This is a genomic window from Mycobacterium sp. BK086, from assembly GCA_004362315.1.
GTDB lineage: Bacteria > Actinomycetota > Actinomycetes > Mycobacteriales > Mycobacteriaceae > Mycobacterium.
Genome location: SNWL01000006.1, coordinates 486,112 through 505,360, shown reverse-complemented (window position 1 = coordinate 505,360; position 19,249 = coordinate 486,112). Strand labels below are relative to the sequence as shown.

The window sequence follows — 19,249 nt, the reverse complement described above, 5'->3', positions numbered from 1 at the left end:
ACATCCGACCTCGGGTACCGCCTAGATTCGACGGGGTGAGCACCGGTGGCATCGTCCTGGTTGGCCTGGCCATCGCGATCGGACTGGTCGGCGTCATCGTGCCGCTGCTACCGGGCACCCTGCTGGTCTATGCCGCCATCGCGGTGTGGGCCGTGGTCGAACACACTCTGGTGTCCTGGGTGGTGCTCGGCGTGGTCACCGCGGTGCTCGGCGCCAGTCTGCTGATCAAGTATCTGTGGCCGGCCAAGCGGATGCGGGCCGCCGAGGTCGGCAGGTGGACGCTGGCGGCGGGAGCCGTGCTGGGGGTGATCGGCTTCTTCGTGGTGCCGGTCGTCGGCCTGCTGCTGGGGTTCGTGCTCGGGGTGTACCTCGCCGAGCTGGCCTCGCGCCGCGATCAGCGCCGAGCCTGGGCGGCCACGTGGCACGCGCTGAAGGCCGCCGCTCTGTCGGTGGGTGTCGAGCTCGCCGGCGGGCTGATCGCCACCGTGGTGTGGGTGGCCGGCGTGGTGTTAACCCAGTAGCTCGGTACGGGCTCGCTCGACGTCCTCGACGCTGACATCGCACACCCGCAGGAAGCCGTCCAGGTTGCCGTAGTTCTCGTCGATGGTGCGCCGCGCGGTCGCCAGGTATTCCTCACGTACGCCCAGCACCCCATTGGTCAGGCGTGCCTCGGCGAAAGTGGTGATCTCGGGCGTCTCGCCCGCATGGTCGACCACCGACTCCATGATGCGCGCGCGCAGCGAGTCGACCGCGTCATTGCTGCGCAGGAAGTCGGTCAAGATGGCGTCCTGCCGAATCCCGATCGCCTCGAGTACCACCGCCACGGTGAACCCGGTGCGGTCTTTGCCTGCGAAGCAGTGCGTGATCACCGGACGGCCCGAACCCAGCAGCGAAAACACTTGCCGCACAGCACGTTGCGCGCCACCGAGGACCGGGAACTTCTGGTACTCCTCGGTCATGAACCGTTCCGCCGCGGCCTCGACGTCGTCCTCGGCGGTCTTGTCGGTCATCATTTTCTGCCAGCTGGTCTCGTGCGGAGCCTCGGCGGTGGTGTTCGACAGATCCGGGAACGGCAGCAGGTGGATCGCGACGCCGTCCGGAACTGCGCCGGCGCCGCGCCGCTCTACCTCCTGCGGTGAGCGCAGGTCGGCGACGTCGGTGATACCGAGTCCACGGAAGACCTCGCGGCCGGACTCGTCGAGCCGGCTCAGCTCACTGGACCTGAAGAACCGGCCGGGGCGTAGCCCGGCGGTGGCGGCGATATCGCGGAAGTTCCACGCACCCGAGAGCTGACCGTTGTTCACGCTCCGGTCACCGCCGCGGCGAAAGCGCTTTGTTCCCTGCCGATTTCGGCGCGGGCGATGCTGCGCATGTGGACCTCGTCGGGTCCGTCGAAGATCCGCATGGCCCGCTGCCAGCCGTACATCCGGGCCAGCGGGAAGTCGTCGCTGACCCCGCCGCCGCCGTGCACCTGGATGGCGCGGTCGATGACGTTGCACGCCATCTGCGGTGCGACGGCCTTGATCTGGGCGACGAGATTGCGGGCTTCCTTGTTGCCCTGCTGGTCGATGGTCCACGCCGCCTTCTCACACAGCAGGCGGGCCTGGTCGATCTCGTTGCGGGACAAGGCGATCTGCTGCTGCACCACACCCTGCTCGGCGAGCGGCTTGCCGAACGCGATGCGGGTGCGGGCGCGCTCGGTCATCAATGCCAGCGCCCGCTCGGCCACGCCGATCGCTCGCATGCAGTGATGGATCCGACCAGGCCCGAGCCGGGCCTGGGCGATCGCGAAGCCCATGCCCTCCTCGGCCAGTAGGTTGGTCGCGGGCACCCGCACGTTGTCGTAGATCACCTCGGCGTGGCCGTGCTGGTCCTGCCAGCCGAACACCGACGTGGAGCGCTTGATGTTGACCCCTGGCGTATCGGTGGGCACCAGGATCATCGACTGCTGCTGATGGGACGCGGCGTCAGCGTTGGTGCGGCCCATGACAATCAGGATCTTGCAGCGCGGATCGTTGGCGCCCGAAGTCCACCACTTGTGGCCGTTGATGATGTAGTCGTCCCCGTCGCGGACGATCGCGGTCTGGATATTGCGGGCGTCGCTGGAGGCCACCGCGGGCTCGGTCATCGAGAACGCGCTGCGGATCTCGCCGGCCAGCAGCGGCTCCAACCACTGCTTGCGCTGTGCCTCGGTCGCGAACAGATGCAGGGTCTCCATGTTGCCGGTGTCGGGTGCCGCGCAGTTGATCACCTCGGGCGCGATCTCGGTGCTCCAGCCGGTCAGCTCGGCCAGCGGCGCGTACTCCAGGTTGGTCAACCCCGACTCCGACGGCAGGAACAGATTCCACAGCCCTTGGCCGCGGGCCAGCACCTTCAACTCCTCCACCACCGGCGGCACGGTGAAGTCATTCGGGCCGGCGGCGGCCCGGTACTCGTCGTAGGACTTCTCGGCCGGGAAGACGTGCTCGACCATGAACTCAGTGAGGCGTTTGTGGTAGTCAGCACCCTTGGCAGACATGGCGAAATCCATGCCGCCACGATATGACACCCGTTAAATCCACGACGAGGCCCTCCCTTATGACCGTAGGGAGGGCCTCGTAGGCATGTGGAGAAAGGTTATCGATCAATAGACCTCCGAACTCCCGCGAGCGGGTGACGGGCTGATGGGTCGAGGGCCGCGACCCTGTTCACAGAGAGATTGGAACCATCCCGGCGGGGGAGGGGGAGTCGGGTGCCGCCAGGCTCAGGCCCATGGTGTCGGCCGCGGCGGGGGTGGCGACGACCAAGGTGCCGGCCAGAACACCGACCGCGAGGGTGGGTCCCGCCAGAGCGGTGGTGAAGCGGCGAGTGAATGTGCGGTCCATGTCCGTCTCCCTTACCTTGCGGGCCGATGACTTTCGGCTATGCAATGACTATTGCCCGCCCGCGGTGCGGTGTCTGTCCGCTGATGGGGCCCTGGCAGGGATGAAGTGTTTGTCCCCCGATTGGTGGACACGATGTGGAAAACTGCTGGTATGGCCGATAACCGCAAGGTGCGCGTCGTCGTCGGGGACGACCATCCGTTGTTCCGTGACGGCTTGGTTCGGGCCTTGTCCGGCAGCGGTGACGTCGAGGTCGTCGCCGAGGCCGAGGACGGTGCGTCGGCGCTGGCGGCGATCAAAGAGCACAGCCCAGATGTCGCGCTGCTGGACTACCGGATGCCGGGCATGGACGGTGCCGAGGTGGCCGCCGCCGTGCGCCGCGACGAACTGTCGACCAGGGTGCTGTTGGTCTCTGCCCACGACGACGCCGAGATCGTCTATCACGCGCTGCAGCAGGGGGCGGCCGGCTATCTGCCCAAGGATTCCACCCGGTCCGAGATCGTCAACGCGGTCCTGGACTGTGCCAAGGGCCGCGACGTTCTGGCACCTCGGCTGGCCTCGGGGCTGGCCGTCGAAATCCGGCGCCGCGCCGAACCTTCCGGGCCGTCGCTGAGCTCCCGGGAACGCGAGGTGCTCAGCATGATCGCGGGCGGTCGCAGCATCCCGGCGATCGCCGAGGCGCTGTTCCTGGCCCCCTCGACGGTCAAGACCCATGTCCAGCGGCTCTACGAGAAGCTCGGCGTCGGCGATCGCGCCGCGGCGGTCGCCGAGGCCATGCGACGGGGCCTGCTTGAGTAACTTGCCGCCCCCGTTGGCGCGCGCGGCCGATTTCCTGGGCACCGAGCCGGTGCGGGTCGCCGCTGTCCTGCGCCTGCCGCTGATCGTGTTGATCGCGCTACTGGTCTGGATCGAGGGCGTCGACCATTGGTTGCCGATGGTCTATTGGACGGTGCTGATCGTCTATACGGCCACCGCCGCCGTGTGGTTGACGGTCGTGCTGCGCAGGCCGTTGCAGTGGTGGTTCGGTTGGGCCTCAACCGCTATCGACGTGGTGGCCGTGCTCGCGATGTGTGTCGCCTCCGGCGGGGCGACGTCATGGCTGCTGCCGATCTTCTTCCTGATCCCGATCACCGTCGCGTTCCTGGACCGGCCCGAGATCACCGCCCTGATCGGTGCGAGCACCGCGGTCGGGTACCTGGGGGCGTGGATCTTCTATTCCAAGCGCGACGACACGATGGGCCTGCCCAACATCGTCTACGTGCAGGTCGGCTGCCTGATGTGGCTGGCTCTGGCCACCACCGCACTGTGCCTGGTGCTGGCGCGGCGCCGAGCCCGGGTGCGCGCTCTTCTCGAGGTGCGCCGGCGCCTGGTCTCGGAGTCGATGCAGGCCGACGAACGCAATAACCGTCAGCTGTCCGAACAACTGCACGACGGCCCGTTGCAGAATCTGCTGGCCGCTCGGCTGGACCTGGAGGATCTTCGTGAACAACCGTCCGAGGACGGTTTCGAACGGGTCGAAGAAGCGCTGCAGGACGCGATCAACATGCTGCGCAGCGCGGTCTCCACGTTGCACCCGCAGGTGCTGGCTCAGGTGGGCCTGGGCGCGGCGCTGCGCGAGCTGGTCGGCCAGTACGAGCGGCGCTGGAACGTCACCATCGACTGTGCGGCCGAAGAAGTCGGTAAGCCGCCGTCGCAGGCTCTGCTCTACCGCGCCGCCCGTGAGCTACTTGCCAACGCGCACAAGCACTCTCGCGCCACCCGGCTGCGGGTGGAGCTTGAGCCCATGCCCGGGTCGCTGGTATTGCGGGTGATCGACAACGGAGTCGGATTCGACCCCGCGGTTCTGGATCGCAAGGTGGCCGAAGGCCATATCGGGTTGTCGTCGCTGCTGGTCGGCGTCGAAGCGATGGGCGGTTCGGTCGAGTTGGTGGACACTCCCGGCGGCGGCACGACCGCCGTCGTGACTGTGCCGGACGGCGACTTTCCTACTGAGCGCGATTAGCCCGCTGGGACAACGCGCACGGCCAGCTCAGTTTCAGCCAGCTAACGTGGTTCGACGTGCTCGGCGAGATGGTCCTGGTGCAGCCGCCCTGCCAGTTGAGCGCGGGAGCGGATGCCCAGCTTGCGATAGGCGTTGGACAGGTACATCTCCACGGTTTTCGGTGACAGATACATGGCAGCGGCGATCTGCTTGTTGGACAGGCCCGAGGCGGCCTTCTCGGCAACTTGGCATTCCGCGCCGGTGAGGGCACCCACCGATCTTGGGGCGAGGCGATCCAGTTCCCGCTGGGCCCGGGCAGCCCACAGCGGACTGCCGAGTTCATCGAACGCGGCGGCTGCGCCGCGCACAGCTTCGATGGCGGCCCTCGTACGACGCCGTCGCCGGAGCAGCTGGCCGAGCAGTAGTTGGGTGCGCGCGCGTTCGAACGGCATGGGTAAGCGCTCGTGGTGTGCCAGCGCCACTTCAGCATGCCGATAGGCGCCGTCGAGATCACCGGCGGCCGCCGCCACAAGCGCGCGGCACCGCGCTCCCACCGCCAACATCCATGGCCGATCCCGATGTGCGCCATTGGTTTCCAGCGCCGCGACCAATGGTTCAGCTTCCGCGCTGCGGCCGAGGGAGGTGAGTGCCTCCACCGCATCGGGAATGTATGCCCCGGCCATGATCTCGCTGTCGTGGTGAGGGTCGAAGGTGTCCAGCAGTGGCTGCATGCTGTGCAATGCAGCCGCGTAGTCGCCGGCGGAGACCTGTGCGAACGCCACGCTCATCAAGGCTGGACGGACGAGGTAGCTCAGTCCGGCAGCGGTGGCTGTCTCGATCGCCCGGCTGGCCGCGGCGAGAGTGACGTTCACGTCTCCCTGATAGGCGGCCGCGCTGGCCACTGCGGTGTGCGCGCTGATCAGGGGAAGTTGGGCGTCGAGTTGGCGGGCTCGATCGAGGGCCTCGGTCGCAGTCTGCTGCGCATCGAGGTAGCGGCCCCGTCCGATGTCGATCATGGTGAGTTGTTCTGCGGCCCAGATCATGTCGACTTCGCTTCCGCGCTCGGCGCAGCGGCGCACCACCTCATTCATCGCTGCGCGGGCGTCGTCGAGCCGCCCGGTCCAGGCACAGTTGAGGGCATACACGGCAGTGGGCTGGAGAGTCGCGGGAACAGTCGCCTCGCGGTCTTCGATCTCGAGGGCGGCCTGCAATGCGGCGGTGTCGGTGCCCAGCCCGTACATGAAGCTGACATGCACCCACAGGGCTAGTGCCTGGCTGCGCAACGCCGCGATACCGGTCTTGTCGGCGTCGGCACGCGCCTGACGGGCGTGGTCCACGCAGGCTGCCATGTCGTCGCTGAGGCCGCTCGCGAGAGCCAGCAGCATCAGCGCCTGCGTGCGCAGCACCGGGTATTCAGCGGCTTCGGCCACGGCGCGCTGGAGCACGCCGGCGGCACTGACCATCCCGTCGCGGTAGCCACGGACGCCGCCCAGAATCATGAATCCGAGTGCCCGGACCAACCCCGGGGGAAATGTCTCGACGACGGGGGCGATCAGCGCCTCGGCGTCGTCGAGGGCGCCGGCGCGGAAGTGGAACTCGGCTCCGCGCAGCCGGCGTGATTCTGTGTCGCCGCCCAGCCGGATCGCGAGCCCGACCAGCTCGGCGGCCGCGCTGTAGGCCCCGCGTGCTGCCGCCGTCTCGGCACCGCGGTCGAGTGCGGTCAATGTGTCCGGATCCCCGTGAGGGGTGCTCAGCGCGAGGTGGCGTGCGCGGAGCTCCGGGTTGTCGACGATGTCGGCCAGTCGGCGGTGGGCGTGACGCCGAACGGCCGGATCGGCGTCGGTGGCAAGTGCTGACGCGATCAACGGGTGAGTGAACCGGATGTGGTGGCCGGCGAAGGCGAGCACCCCGCGGCTTTCCAGGGGCTGCAGGATCGCGACAAGTGCAGTGGGGCAATGCCCGGTGGCCGCCGCGACCATCTCCACGGTCGGCTCGGCGGCGATGGCCACCGTCACGGCCGCCTGCGCGGTCACCGGGTCGAGGTCGCCGATGCGCTCGCCCACGATGAGCCGGGTCAGGGTCGCCGGCAGGACGGTCAAGTCGGCGCCGGGGTGCGCGTGAAGACCGCGAGCCAGTTCCAGTGCGTAGAAGGGATTGCCGCCAGAGAGGGTGTGGATTCGTATCATCGTCGGCCGGGGCGGAGCGGCACCATCGCGGTCGGCGATCACCTCGTATAGCGCCCCGAGACTCAATGGCCCCATCGTCAGCCGGGACACGGAGCCGGAGTTCGGTAGTGACAGCCAGGACTGGTCACGGGAGCCGGGCTCGCCGCTGCGGTAAGCAGTCAGCACGCCGACCGGTCCTGACAATCGCCGTACAGCAAAACCGAGCGCGAGCTTGCTGGCCTCGTCGACCCAGTGGGCGTCGTCGACCACGAGTAGCACCGGCTGCCGGCGGCACACCGCTTCCAACGCGGCGCGGAAGGCAGTGGCCACCAGCCGCTCGTCCCCACCCGGTCCTGCCTCGCCGGTGCTCACCGCACTCAGGGCACGCTGGTGCAACGCAGGTAGCCCCGCCAACACCGTCTTGTCGATACCGCCCAACAGATCAGCAAGTGCGGTCCACGCCAGGCCCACTTCCGCGGCCGCCCCGGTGGTCGTCAAGACGAGGAATTCCGACGCATTTGCCCGCTGCGCAGTCGCCCGCAGCAGGGTGGTCTTCCCGATCCCGGCCGGACCGTCGAGGATCAGGGCTGTCGGCGCGTGCCGAGCCCGGTCCAGCATTGCCTGCATCGCCCGTAGTTCATCGCTGCGGCCGACGATCACCCCCGCCACACACAGGATCATGGCAGACGCCTGGCAGGTAACCGCCAGCAATCACTACTCGCCTGGAGGGCGGACGCTACTCATTTTTTGACGACATCGTCGATATTTGGGCCGCCCCGCTGAATACCAGGGAAATCCCGGTATCCGCGCCCGATCCCGGCTCCTTAATCTTCGCGCGGGGACCGGATGTTCCGGGTAGACGGGGAGGCCGCATCATGTACTCAATTCTCACCGGCAAGACGCTGTGCTCCGAGAAGTCGATCGGGCGCATCGGCGCGCTGGCGGTAGCACTGGGGGTGGGGGTCGGCCTGAGCGCCTCGCTGGCCTGTGGTGTGGCTTATGCCGACTCAGCGGACTCATCTTCGGCCAGTTCTGACCATTCGGGCCGGGGGACGTCGTCGGGTCAGGCCGCGGCAGGGGCCAGCAAGCGGTCACCTGCTCGCACGGCACGCGGCCCGGCCGACGACAGGGCCGAGAAGCCGGGTAAGGGCGAGACGCCACGGCGTCACGGTCGAGGGGACAGTTCTGCGCGATCGGACGGCTCGTCGGGACCCTCGGTCGTCGACGACGATCACGCGCCGCCGCGCGACGAGGCCCCCGGGCACGCGGGTATTGATTCGCCGGCCCCTGCGGCCGTCGCTGCGCTGTCGAACGCCCGCGTGGTCGGCGGCATGCAGGCGGCAGTGTCGGCTGCCGGTTCACCGGTCGGCGATCCGCCGACTTCGCCGGCGGAGTCGGTGCTGTTGGCGGGTACGCGAAGGGAATTCGGCGGCGGCCGCATTCGGCAGGTCGTCACGAGCGCACACCGGGCGGCGCAACCGGGGCCCGGCGAGGCCGACCCGCTGACCGCCAGTGGGGTGGCAAAGACGTTGTCGGCGTTGGCTACTCCGCTGGCGGCGGCCAACCCGCTGGAGTCTTTCATCTCCAGCGTCAGCACGCTGATCAACTCGGTGTTCACCGCCATCAGCAACGCGATCACCAACTTCTTGACTGCGATCGGCGTGATCCACCGGCGCAACCAATCGCCGATCACGGTCGATGACGGCACCACCACCATTGAGGACACGGCGGTTTCGGTGACCACTGCGGACTTGGTGGGCAATGATTCCGATGCCAACGGCGATGTGCTGACCGTGACAGGTGTCTCGACGGCGGCCCATGGTACGGCGGTGTTGGCGGGCACCACGGTCACGTATACGCCGAACGCTGATTTCGCCGGGGCGGACAGCTTCACCTATACGGTTTCTGACGGCCATGGCGGGACGGCGACGGGCACCGTTGCGGTGACCGTCACTGCGGTCAACGACGCACCGGCTGCGGTGGCTGATGCGGCGAGTACCGCTGAGGACACACCGGTTTCGGTCCCCGTGGTCACGTTGACAGGCAATGACTCCGATGTCGACGGAGATGTGCTGACCGTGACGGGTGTCTCGACACCGGCGCATGGCTCGGCGGTGCTGGCAGGGGGCTCCGTCACCTACACCCCTGACGCGGACTACAACGGCGCAGACACCTTCACCTACACCCTCTCTGACGGACATGGCGGTACGGCGACGGGCACTGTCGCGGTGACCGTGGCTGCAGTCAACGACGCACCGGTCGCCGCCGAGGGGTTGACTGGCGCAGGGGCTGAGGACAGCACGATCACGGGCACATTGGCGGGCTCGGATATTGATTCCGCATCGCTGACGTATGCGGTCGGCGCGCCGGCGTCTCACGGCGTGGTGACGCTCACCGGTGACAGTTGGTCGTACGTTCCCAATGCGAATTATTTTGGCGCAGACTCATTTACATACACGGTGACGGATGGTTCTGCGACCAGCGCTCCCGCCGTTGTCACAATTGTCGTGGCGGCGGTCAACGACGTGCCGCATCTCGTTGGCGATTCGGCCGTCGTCGCCGCGGACGCGGTGGCAGTGATCGCGGTGTTGGACAACGACAGTGATGTCGATGGCGACACACTGGCATTGACGGGGGTCACAGCACCTGCTCACGGCACGGCCGCAGTGTCAGGCGGTTCCGTGACCTACACGCCGGCCGCCGACTACGTCGGCGGCGACACCTTCACCTATACCGTCGACGACGGTCAGGGCGGCACCGCCACTGGGACTGTGAACATCATCGTGACACCAGCCGGTGATGGCACTCATCCGGACGACGACGGCGTCCTGACCCTTGCCGACTTGGAAGGGCTTGTCGCGCAAGACGTTGTGGCTGTGTCGGAGAACAACGACGGGACGATCCGGGTCATCGACGGGACGTTCAGTGATGACACCGTGGCAAGCAATGCCGATGCGGCCGCCCTGATCAACAAATTGGGTGCGGTGCTTGGCGCGGACGGAGCGTTTGCAACGGCAGTGAACATCGTGGCGCAGTCGACTGGGGCCGGTGTTGACGAGACCTTCTACCGGCTGTCCCAAGAGGTCAACGGTGTGCGGGTAGTGGGCAGTCAGGTAATTCTCGTGACCGATGGTGCCGGTACTGCCACGAGCTTATTCAGCTACTACGTCAAGGGTATTCAGAACGTAAACACGACGGCTGATATCGGCCTGGAGCAGGCAGTCGCGGTTGTTCAGGCGGCGCTGTTGGGCAGCGTCGGCGATCAATTGTCACCCGAGGATCAAGCAACGATCCTTGCGAGCGTGACGGTCAGCGGCGAGCTTGTCGTCTACGCTCTCGACGCCGCTGTTTCGCCATCGCTGGCTTGGCAAGTCAATGCCAGCACGACCAGTCCCGCGGCGGATCTGCCCTACATCAGCAGCACGTATTACGTGTATGCCAACGGCGCCAATGCCGGAACTGTGCTGATCGGGGTTTCGAACATCGCTGACGCGGATGTGAGTTCTGGCGTGATCTACATGAATGTCACCGGAACCAGCGCCGATCCATCGGGACACACCGGGCCTGCCGAGTTGCCCGGCCACGCGGTGAGCGTGAACTTGAACGACTCCACGTCGATCGCATACAACAATATGTCGAGGGTCTACAACTTCTACGCGAACGTTCTCGGCAGAGCCTCCTATGACGGCCAAAACACAGGAATTGTGATCACTCTGGTGAACGGCCCATGGGCAAATGCCTTTTGGAGTGGGACCGCGCAGCAATTCGCCTTCGGCATGCGATCGGAATACGCCCTGGACATCGTCGGCCACGAGTTCACCCATGCGGTCATCTCGAAAATCGTCGGCGGGAATGTCGGATTGGTCTATGCCGGCGAGTCAGGTGCGCTCAACGAGTCGTACGCCGACATCATGGGCAGCATCATCGAAGGCAAAGTGGGCGACGGACGTTGGGTTTTCGGCGAGGACGTACCGAACGACACCACCGGAATCTTCCGTCGATCGCTTTCTGACCCCTCGCTCTACGGGCAGCCCGAAAACTACGCCGATCTGGACAACCCTGGCTGCACCACCAGGGAATGCGACTACGGGGGCGTGCACACGAACAGCGGCATCTTCAACTTGGCCGCGTACACGATGATGACCGATCCGCGAACCGCCGCGATCACCAGTGAAACCTGGGCACACGTTTACTACAACTCGATGTTCAGGCTCAGTTCGACCGCAAAATTCGTCGATGCCCGCGCTGCGATCATCAGTAGTTCTCAAGCCCTCGGCTTCAGCCAGGACCAGGTGCAGGCAGTCGTTGACGCATTTGATTCCGTCGGGATCTACGACAACGCTCAGGTTCGCATCGTGCTGCGCTGGGGACAGACACCGAGCGATCTGGACTCGCATCTGACCGGACCGGCTGTCACACAGGACGGTTCGCGTTTCCACACGTGGTACGGCGGCAAGACCTACTACTCTGCCGACTCACTGGTCGCTGATCTGGACTACGACGACACCACGTCATACGGACCCGAGGCGACAACGATTCGTATCCCGACCGCGGGTGATTACTACTTCTACGTCCACGATTACTCGAACAGGGGCTCGAGCGAGTCGACCGCGCTCGCGACATCTGGTGTGACCGTGCAGGTTTACACCAACGATGCGCAAGTTCACGCCGCCTACATCGGCGACGGCGTGAGCGGAGGGACCTACTGGATGGTGTTCAAGTTGACGGTGTCTGCCTCCGGCAATGTGCAGATCACCCCGATCAATTCGTACGGTTACAGCATTCCGACGAATTAGACCATCTGTCTTGCGAGTCGCCCAAACCGACACTTAGCAGCGAAAGTCCAAGTGCAAGGCGGTATTACGTCGATCTCGGCGCGCCCAATCTGACCTTTTCCAGGGCGGGCAGCCATTCCTCGGGAATCGGCGTCGGGCCCTCGTCGCCGAGGAAGACCAGCACGGTGTCGCACAGGCCGACGCATCTGCCCTCGACGAACAATCCCGTCGACGCCACGAACGAGGTACGGCCGATGCGGCCCACCCCGGCCCCGGTCTGGATGGTCCCCGGCCAGTGCACCTCGGCGAGGAAGTGCACCGCGTTCTGCGAGGTGACCAGGCGCAGACGGCGGGTCTTCCTGTCGTAGATATCGGCGAACAGGCTGCGGTTCATGGTCGCCCGCGCGTTCTCGTGCAGTGACTCCAGCGCCAGGTTGTTGAGGTGTGCGTTGGTGTCCATGTCGCCATAGCGCGCCTGGATGGCGTCGATGACGGGGTAGGAGTCCAGGCGAAGCCGCATCTCGTGCGGGCGCGCCGCGGTGGTTGTCCAGTCGCTCACAAGGCAGGAAGCTTATCGGCCGAGTGTCGCCAGCTGACGAGCGCCGCCGCGGCCACCATGATCACGGCCGCAGCGAACGTCGGCGCGGGCAGCAGCGCTGCGGCCACCATGGCGATGGTCAGCACCATCACGCCGGCGGTTTGGAAGATGTCACGCCGGCCGGCGTCGAGCACCAGCCAGGTCGTCAGCAGGAACACCGCCAGCGGGACGGTCAGCGTCAGGCCCGCCGCCGTATGCGAGAGGTGGCTTTCACCGAGGTGCTCGGCGACGGTCACCTCAACCCCGGCCGAGAACGCCGCGGCCGCAGCGAAGATGAAGTAGTGCAGGTAGCCCCAGAAGAATGACCGGCGCAACGTCAGTGTCTGGTGATGCTGTGGGCGGTCGAAGTAGATCCACCACATCGAGGTGACAATGGCCAGCACGCACGCCGCGACTCCGATCAGGCCGACCCGGGCATCGTCGTTCGACACCCCGCCGATGATCGAATTGGCCGCCGCCAGGATCGATTCACCGAGGACGATGAGCGTGAACAAGCCGTAGCGCTCGGCGATGTGGTGATGGTGGTAGGCCGTTGGCCGGTATCGCTCGGCGATCGGCGAGACCGCCAGATCGGCCGCCGCCAGAAACACATACAGCCACACCGGGCCGTGAAAGAACCACCAGGACACCCACAGCACCTGGACGACGACGATGCCGACCGCGTACCGCACACAGGTGCCCCGGTGTTCGCGATCGGTGATCGCTGCCCGGATCCACTGTGCGGCCGAGGCCACCCGCATGATCACGTAGCCGGCGACGATGGTCCCGAAGTCTTTGTCCAGCATCGCGCTCTGCGCCCCTGCGGCGATCACCAACGCGCCGCCCATCTGGACGAATGCCGTCAGCCGGTAGAGCCAGTCGTCAGTGTCGTAGGCGCTGGCGAACCAGGTGAAATCCTTCCAGGCGTTGACGATCGCGAAGAACACCATCGCGTAGGACACCAGGCCCTCGACGAAATGCTGTTCCTCCCAGATGTGGTGCAGGGCACCGGACGCCTGGGACACGGCGACCACGAAGACGAGGTCGAAAAGGAGCTCTAGCGAGCTGGCCGCGCGGTGCGGTTCATCGGGGTCGCGGGCGAGCATCGCCCGCAGGCCGGCCGGCAAAGGTATTCGGTCAGGCTGGCTTAAACCGGCGGATACGCGGGCGGCGGGTACACCCCACGCAATGCCCACGGAAGCCAGCTGAAGAAGTACTCGACCTCATCGCTTGCGTCGTAATCCGGATTCGGATCCATCCGCCACACCTCCCAGAGCTACCGCAACTTCGGCTGAGTCTAGTCCGCGGGTCCATACCGCGACACCGGTCATTAAACTATCCAACCAGTTGATAGAGAGCCGGGCCTTCCCATGAAGACAAGCCCGGAAAAAGGACAAGCGAGGACATCATGCCACCCGAAAACGGGATGACCCGGCGCGAAGAGCTGCTGACTGTCGCCACCAAGCTCTTTGCCGCGCGCGGTTATCACGGCACCAGGATGGATGATGTCGCCGACGTCGTCGGCCTGAACAAGGCGACCGTCTACCACTACTACGCCAGCAAGTCGCTGATCCTGTTCGACATCTACCGCCGGGCCGCCGACAACACTCTGGAAGCCGTTCACGACGATCCGTCCTGGACCGCCCGCGAGGCGCTCTACCAGTACACCGTCCGGCTGCTGACGAATATCGCCGACAACCCCGAGGGCGCGGCGGTGTACTTCCAGGAGGCGCCCTACATCACCGAGTGGTTCACCGAGGAGCAGGTCGCCGAGGTCAGGGAAAAGGAATCCCTGGTGTACGAGCACGTCCACGGCCTGATCGGGCGCGGCATTGCCAGCGGCGAGTTCTTCGAGTGCGATACCCACGTGGTGGCGCTGGGCTACATCGGGATGACGCTGGGTGCCTATCGCTGGCTGCGCCCGGACGGCCGGCGCACCGCCAAGGAGATCGCCGCCGAGTTCAGCACCGCGCTGCTGCGCGGCCTGATCCGCGACGAGAAGGTCCGGGCCGAGTCACCGCTGGGCCCGGCGGCCAACGTCGACAAGGCCAACGCCTAACCGCCGATAGACTCGCCCGATGCCGCTCGTCAGTAAGACCGTCGAAGTCAATGCCGATGCCGAGTCGATCCTGGCCATCGTCGCCGATTTCGAGAAGTACCCGGAATGGAACGACGAGGCCAAGGCCGTCTACGTCCTGGCCCGCTACGACGACGGCCGGCCCAGCCAGTTGCGCCTCGACATGGAGATCCAGGGGCAGTCGGGCACCTTCATCCAGGCTGTCTATTACCCCGGCGACAATCAGATCCAGACCGTGCTGCAGCAGGGCGAGGTGTTCACCAAGCAGGACCAGCTGTTCTCGGTGGTCGCAATGGGGCCGTCGAGCCTGCTCACGGTGGACCTGGAGGTCGAGGTCTCGCTGCCGGTGCCGGACATGATGGTCAAGAAGCTCGTGAACGATGTGCTCGAGCATCTGGCCAACAACCTCAAGACGCGCGCCGAGCAACTGAGCGCCAGCAGCTAGTCAGCGCCACATCCCGTTGCGCTCCAGCTGTTCGAGCAGCCGGTCCACACCATCGCTGAACTCCGCCCCGGACAGCTCCACCAGCGACGCCGTGTCGCGGCGGCGCAGCGCGGCGATCAGCTGGCGATGAGTCTCGACGGACGCCTCACCCCATGACGCGTCGGTGACGTAGATCTGCGGCGGCATGTAGCGCGCGGCGTGCAGCAGGAACCAGGCCAGCTTCATCCGCCCGGCCCCACGGTTGAGCAACCGGTGAAACGCGAACTCGGCGGCACCGATGGTCGTCGGATCGCCCTCGACGACCGCGGCGGCCAGCCGTTCGTTGGCGTCCTCCAGCTCGACGATCTGCCCCTCGGTCAGTCGCTCGGCCGCACTGGTCACCAGTTCCTTGGCGATCGTGGCCTGCAGCCAATAGATATCGGCGACGTCCTGGCGACTCAGCGGTTGCACCACGTAACCGCGCCGCGGTTCCAGCGCCACCATCCCCTCGCCCCGCAGGGTCAGCAGCGCCTCGCGCACCGGGGTGATGCTGACGCCGAGCCGGGCGGCCGTCTCGTCGAGCCGGATGAACGTGCCGGGCCGCAGCGCGCCGGTCATGATCGCTTCCCTGAGGTGGGCCGCGACCTCGTCCGACAGCTGTGAGCGACGGCGTCCTCGACGGTTTTCAAGCCGTGCGGAAGCCGGTGCGTTCACGTGACCTCCGAGGACTTGTGTGGGGAGCGGCCAGGCAATAGTGTGACCCAAGCAACAACAGATTTGATCAAATATAACGATTCCTGCGTTCTCCAGCATCGGGTTCACGCAACGTTCACGCCAGACGGACGGATAAAGAGGACAAGTGACCAGGCAGCTGACCGCGACCACCGACCAGCCCTACCTCGCGCGCCGCCAGAACTGGACGAACCAACTGGCCCGGCACGCACTCATGCAGCCGGACGCGACCGCACTGCGCTTCATGGGCCACACCACCACCTGGGCCGACTTCGACCGCCGGGTCACCGCCCTGGCGAATGCGCTGAGCCGGCGCGGTGTCCGGTTCGGCGACCGGGTGATGATCCTGATGCTCAACCGCCCCGAGTTCGTCGAGGCCACCCTGGCCGCTAACCAGTTGGGCGCGATCGCGGTCCCGGTCAACTTCCGGCTGACCCCGCCCGAGCTGGCCTTCCTGGTCCAGGACTGCGAGGCGGCGGTGGTGGTCACCGAGACCGTGCTCGCCGACGTCGCCAAGGCCGTCCGTGATCTGGCACCGGCATTGACCAGCGTCATCGTGGCCGGCGGCGCGACCGACGACGGTGTGCTCGGCTACGAGGACCTCATCGTCGAAGAGGGCGAGCAGCACGAGCCCGTCGACATCCCCAACGACAGCCCGGCCCTGATCATGTACACCTCGGGCACCACCGGGCGCCCCAAGGGCGCGGTGCTGACCCACACCAACCTGGCCGGCCAGGCCATGACCGGGATGTACACCACCGGCCCTGACATCAATCACGACGTCGGGTTCATCGGGGTGCCGCTGTTCCACATCGCCGGCATCGGCAACACCCTCGGCGGCCTGATCCTGGGCACCCCGACCGTCATCCACCCGCTGGGTGGGTTCGACCCGGGGCAACTGCTCGACGTTCTCGAGGCCGAACGGGTCACCGGAATCTTCCTGGTGCCCGCGCAGTGGCAGGCGGTCTGCGCGGCTCAGCAGGCCAAGCCGCGCGACATCCGGCTGCGGTCCCTGTCCTGGGGTGCGGCCCCGGCTTCGGACACCCTGCTGCGCGAGATGTCGGAAACGTTCCCCGACAGCAAGATCCTCGCTGCGTTCGGCCAGACCGAGATGTCGCCGGTGACGTGCATGTTGCTCGGCGACGACGCGATCAGGAAGCGCGGATCGGTCGGCAAAGTCATCCCGACCGTCGCCGCCCGCGTCGTCGACGAAGACATGAACGACGTGCCGGTGGGCGAGGTCGGCGAAATCGTCTATCGCGCACCGACTCTCATGGCCGGCTACTGGAACAACCCGGAGGCCACCGCCGAGGCGTTTGCCGGCGGCTGGTTCCACTCGGGCGATCTGGTCAAAATGGACGCCGACGGATACGTCTGGGTCGTCGACCGGAAAAAGGACATGATCATCTCCGGTGGCGAGAACATCTATTGCGCAGAGGTGGAGAACGTCCTTGCCGCCCACCCGGCGATCGTCGAGGTGGCCGTCATCGGTCGCACCCATCCGAAGTGGGGTGAGGTCCCGGTCGCGGTCGCGGCCATCTCATCTGGCGAACTTCGACTGGCCGAACTCGACGAGTTCCTGACCCAACGTTTGGCCCGTTACAAGCACCCCAAGGGCCTCGAAATCGTGGATGCCTTACCCCGCAACCCCGCTGGCAAAGTGCTGAAGACAGAACTGCGGATTCGCTTCAGCGCCAGCGCCGAAACGGATCAAGCTGGCGAAAATGCTTCGGATACAGCCGATCCCAACTAGCGCGCGAACCACTTACCAGGGCGACAAATTTCGCTGGATAACGAGGGAGGGTCAATAGTGCAGATGCGGTGCACGGGCCCTTTGCGATCGGGTACATTCCTGTGGTCCGCCTTACTACTCGTTAGTAGGGAGACGACACTCACTCACTGCGGGTCGGGGCAAGGAGGGTATGTGCCAGACGGATTGCCGCCCAGCCACGACCGACGTGGTTCCGTCATGTGGGTGTCCAGGTGACGGCGACGACGACGGGCGTTGGCGACTACGTATCGGACAAGGTCCGTCCCGCGCTCACCGCCATCGGCGGCTTCTTCCGCATGTGCGTACTCACCGCGAAGGCCACCACGAAGTGGCCGTTCGAGTGGCGAGAGTTCATCCTTCAGGGCTGGTTTCAGTTCCGTGTGACGTTCCTGCCGACGATCGCCGTCGCGGTCCCGAACACGATCCTGATCATCTTCACCATCAACATCCTGCTCGTGGAGTTCGGCGCCGCCGACGTCTCCGGGGCGGGTGCCGCGCTGGCCGCGGTGACGCAGCTCGGTCCGATCGTGACCGTGCTGGTGGTCGCCGGCGCCGGGTCGACGGCCATCTGTGCCGACCTCGGCGCGCGCACGATTCGTGAGGAGATCGACGCCCTCGAGGTGCTGGGCATCGATCCGATCCACCGTCTCGTGCTGCCCCGCGTGGTCGCCTCGACGTTCGTCGCCGTCCTACTCAACGGCGCGGTCATCACCGTCGGCCTGGTCGGCGGATTCATCTTCGGCGTGTACATGCAGAACATCTCCGCCGGCGCCTACGTCTCCACCCTCACGCTGATCACCGGACTTCCCGAGGTCATCATCTCGATCGTCAAGGCTCTCACCTTCGGACTGATCGCCGGCCTGGTCGGCTGCTACCGCGGGCTGACCGTGTCCGGCGGCTCCAAAGGCCTTGGTACGGCGGTGAACGAAACGCTCGTGCTTTCCGTGGTCGCATTGTTCGCCGTCAACGTGGTCCTCACGACGATCGGTGTTCGCTTCGGAACGGGGCACTGACATGAGTACAGCCACAGTTCTGCGGGGCCGGTATCCCCGCGCGTATTCCAGGGCGACCCAGTGGGCGTCGGCTCCCGGCCGGTTCGTCACCCGCGTCGGTGACGTGGCCTGGTTCACCGTCACCGCCGTCGGCCAGATCCCGCACGCGTTGCGCTACTACCGCCGCGCGACGCTGCGGCTGATCGCCGAGATCGGGATGGGTACCGGCGCGATGGCCGTCATCGGCGGCACGATCGCGATCGTCGGCTTCGTGACCCTGTCGGGTGGTTCGCTCATCGCGATCCAGGGCTATGCCTCACTGGGCAACATCGGTGTCGAGGCCTTCACCGGCTTCGTCGCGGCGCTGGTCAACGTCCGCGTCGTCGCGCCCCTGGTGTCCGGGCACGCACTGGCCGCGACGGTCGGCGCAGGCGCCACCGCCGAGCTGGGCGCCATGCGGATCAGCGAGGAGATCGACGCGCTCGAGGTGATGGGCATCAAGTCCATCAGCTACCTGGTGTCGACCCGCATCCTCGCCGGCATGGTCGTGATCATCCCGCTGTACGCGATGGCTCTGCTGCTGTCGTTCCTGTCCGCTCAGCTCACCACCACGGTGCTGTACGGCCAGTCGACCGGCACCTACGACCACTACTTCCGCACGTTCCTGCGCCCCGACGACGTGTTCTGGTCCTTCGTCGTCGCGATCATCATCGCGATGTTCGTGATGATCAATCACTGCTACTTCGGCTACAACGCCAGCGGTGGTCCGGTGGGTGTTGGTGAGGCCGTCGGGATCTCGATGCGCGCGTCTCTGGTCGCCGTCGCGACGGTTGTTCTGTTGGCCTCGTTGGCGCTGTACGGCACCGACCCGAACTTCAACCTCACGGTGTAGCG

17 protein-coding genes and 1 pseudogene are annotated in these 19,249 nt (G+C 66.0%); 10 read left to right on the top strand and 8 right to left on the bottom strand.

All coding sequences use genetic code 11. The features are described from left to right. The first annotated feature begins 35 nt into the window (after positions 1 to 35). Entirely contained in the window at positions 36 to 521 is a 486-nt protein-coding gene (locus EV580_RS23110) for a DUF456 domain-containing protein (RefSeq protein WP_133693945.1), read from the top strand. Here the strand turns inward: EV580_RS23110 and EV580_RS23105 are convergent. The 3 genes from EV580_RS23105 to EV580_RS33850 all read right to left on the bottom strand — a co-directional run bounded on the left by EV580_RS23105 (position 510) and on the right by EV580_RS33850 (position 2,864). Next, entirely contained in the window at positions 510 to 1,304 is a 795-nt protein-coding gene (locus EV580_RS23105) for a tyrosine-protein phosphatase (RefSeq protein ID WP_133693943.1), read from the bottom strand. The genes EV580_RS23110 and EV580_RS23105 overlap by 12 nt on opposite strands. Continuing rightward, a complete protein-coding gene (locus EV580_RS23100) occupies positions 1,301 to 2,518 on the bottom strand; it encodes an acyl-CoA dehydrogenase family protein (RefSeq protein WP_166654863.1) in 1,218 nt (405 codons plus the stop codon). The genes EV580_RS23105 and EV580_RS23100 overlap by 4 nt, the downstream gene beginning before the upstream one ends. Positions 2,519 to 2,687: 169 nt before the next feature. Next, positions 2,688 to 2,864 (bottom strand): hypothetical protein, encoded by a 177-nt coding sequence (locus EV580_RS33850; protein WP_166654842.1) that lies wholly within the window; start codon positions 2,862 to 2,864, stop codon positions 2,688 to 2,690. Between the two features lie 150 nt (positions 2,865 to 3,014). Between EV580_RS33850 and EV580_RS23095 the strand changes: the two genes are divergently transcribed. Together EV580_RS23095 and EV580_RS23090 are read left to right on the top strand one after the other, a co-directional pair. Continuing rightward, entirely contained in the window at positions 3,015 to 3,659 is a 645-nt protein-coding gene (locus EV580_RS23095) for a response regulator (protein WP_133693939.1), read from the top strand. Beyond that, complete coding sequence (locus EV580_RS23090; protein WP_133693937.1) at positions 3,652 to 4,863, top strand: sensor histidine kinase; 1,212 nt, start codon at positions 3,652 to 3,654, stop codon at positions 4,861 to 4,863. The genes EV580_RS23095 and EV580_RS23090 overlap by 8 nt, the downstream gene beginning before the upstream one ends. Positions 4,864 to 4,904: 41 nt before the next feature. Here EV580_RS23090 and EV580_RS23085 read toward each other — a convergent pair whose 3' ends face one another. Continuing rightward, positions 4,905 to 7,676, bottom strand: a complete 2,772-nt coding sequence (locus EV580_RS23085; protein WP_166654841.1) for a helix-turn-helix transcriptional regulator — start codon at positions 7,674 to 7,676, stop codon at positions 4,905 to 4,907. A gap of 206 nt (positions 7,677 to 7,882) precedes the next feature. On the opposite strand from EV580_RS23085, the pseudogene EV580_RS34675 reads away from it, so the two are divergent. Together EV580_RS34675 and EV580_RS23080 are read left to right on the top strand one after the other, a co-directional pair. Beyond that, a pseudogene (locus tag EV580_RS34675) lies at positions 7,883 to 9,214 on the top strand (cadherin-like domain-containing protein); the annotation flags it as partial. A 21-nt stretch (positions 9,215 to 9,235) separates the two neighbouring features. Then, positions 9,236 to 11,803 (top strand): Ig-like domain-containing protein, encoded by a 2,568-nt coding sequence (locus tag EV580_RS23080; protein ID WP_502703943.1) that lies wholly within the window; start codon positions 9,236 to 9,238, stop codon positions 11,801 to 11,803. A gap of 64 nt (positions 11,804 to 11,867) precedes the next feature. Here EV580_RS23080 and EV580_RS23075 read toward each other — a convergent pair whose 3' ends face one another. The 3 genes from EV580_RS23075 to EV580_RS23065 are packed head-to-tail and all read right to left on the bottom strand — an operon-like array spanning position 11,868 to position 13,617. Further along, complete coding sequence (locus EV580_RS23075; RefSeq protein WP_286171765.1) at positions 11,868 to 12,341, bottom strand: acyl-CoA thioesterase; 474 nt, start codon at positions 12,339 to 12,341, stop codon at positions 11,868 to 11,870. After that, complete coding sequence (locus EV580_RS23070; RefSeq protein WP_166654840.1) at positions 12,338 to 13,486, bottom strand: low temperature requirement protein A; 1,149 nt, start codon at positions 13,484 to 13,486, stop codon at positions 12,338 to 12,340. The genes EV580_RS23075 and EV580_RS23070 overlap by 4 nt, the downstream gene beginning before the upstream one ends. A gap of 20 nt (positions 13,487 to 13,506) precedes the next feature. Beyond that, entirely contained in the window at positions 13,507 to 13,617 is a 111-nt protein-coding gene (locus EV580_RS23065; protein ID WP_005142555.1) for a hypothetical protein, read from the bottom strand. Between the two features lie 150 nt (positions 13,618 to 13,767). Between EV580_RS23065 and EV580_RS23060 the strand changes: the two genes are divergently transcribed. Both EV580_RS23060 and EV580_RS23055 read left to right on the top strand, forming a co-directional pair. Continuing rightward, positions 13,768 to 14,418 (top strand): TetR/AcrR family transcriptional regulator, encoded by a 651-nt coding sequence (locus EV580_RS23060; protein WP_133693929.1) that lies wholly within the window; start codon positions 13,768 to 13,770, stop codon positions 14,416 to 14,418. Positions 14,419 to 14,437: 19 nt separating this feature from the next. Continuing rightward, complete coding sequence (locus EV580_RS23055) at positions 14,438 to 14,881, top strand: SRPBCC family protein (protein WP_133693927.1); 444 nt, start codon at positions 14,438 to 14,440, stop codon at positions 14,879 to 14,881. Here EV580_RS23055 and EV580_RS23050 read toward each other — a convergent pair whose 3' ends face one another. Then, the gene (locus EV580_RS23050; RefSeq protein WP_133693926.1) at positions 14,882 to 15,574 is read right to left on the bottom strand and encodes a GntR family transcriptional regulator; all 693 of its coding nucleotides are present in this window, start codon (positions 15,572 to 15,574) and stop codon (positions 14,882 to 14,884) included. A gap of 145 nt (positions 15,575 to 15,719) precedes the next feature. On the opposite strand from EV580_RS23050, the gene fadD5 reads away from it, so the two are divergent. The 3 genes from fadD5 (at position 15,720) to EV580_RS23035 (ending at position 19,247) form a co-directional block, all read left to right on the top strand. Next, entirely contained in the window at positions 15,720 to 17,345 is a 1,626-nt protein-coding gene (gene fadD5, locus EV580_RS23045) for a fatty-acid--CoA ligase FadD5 (RefSeq protein WP_133693924.1), read from the top strand. A 314-nt stretch (positions 17,346 to 17,659) separates the two neighbouring features. After that, positions 17,660 to 18,376, top strand: a complete 717-nt coding sequence (locus EV580_RS23040) for an MlaE family ABC transporter permease (protein ID WP_502703942.1) — start codon at positions 17,660 to 17,662, stop codon at positions 18,374 to 18,376. 1 nt (position 18,377) lies between these two features. Next, on the top strand, positions 18,378 to 19,247 hold the full coding sequence (locus tag EV580_RS23035) for an MlaE family ABC transporter permease (RefSeq protein ID WP_133693921.1): 870 nt from the start codon (positions 18,378 to 18,380) through the stop codon (positions 19,245 to 19,247). Positions 19,248 to 19,249 lie beyond the last annotated feature (2 nt).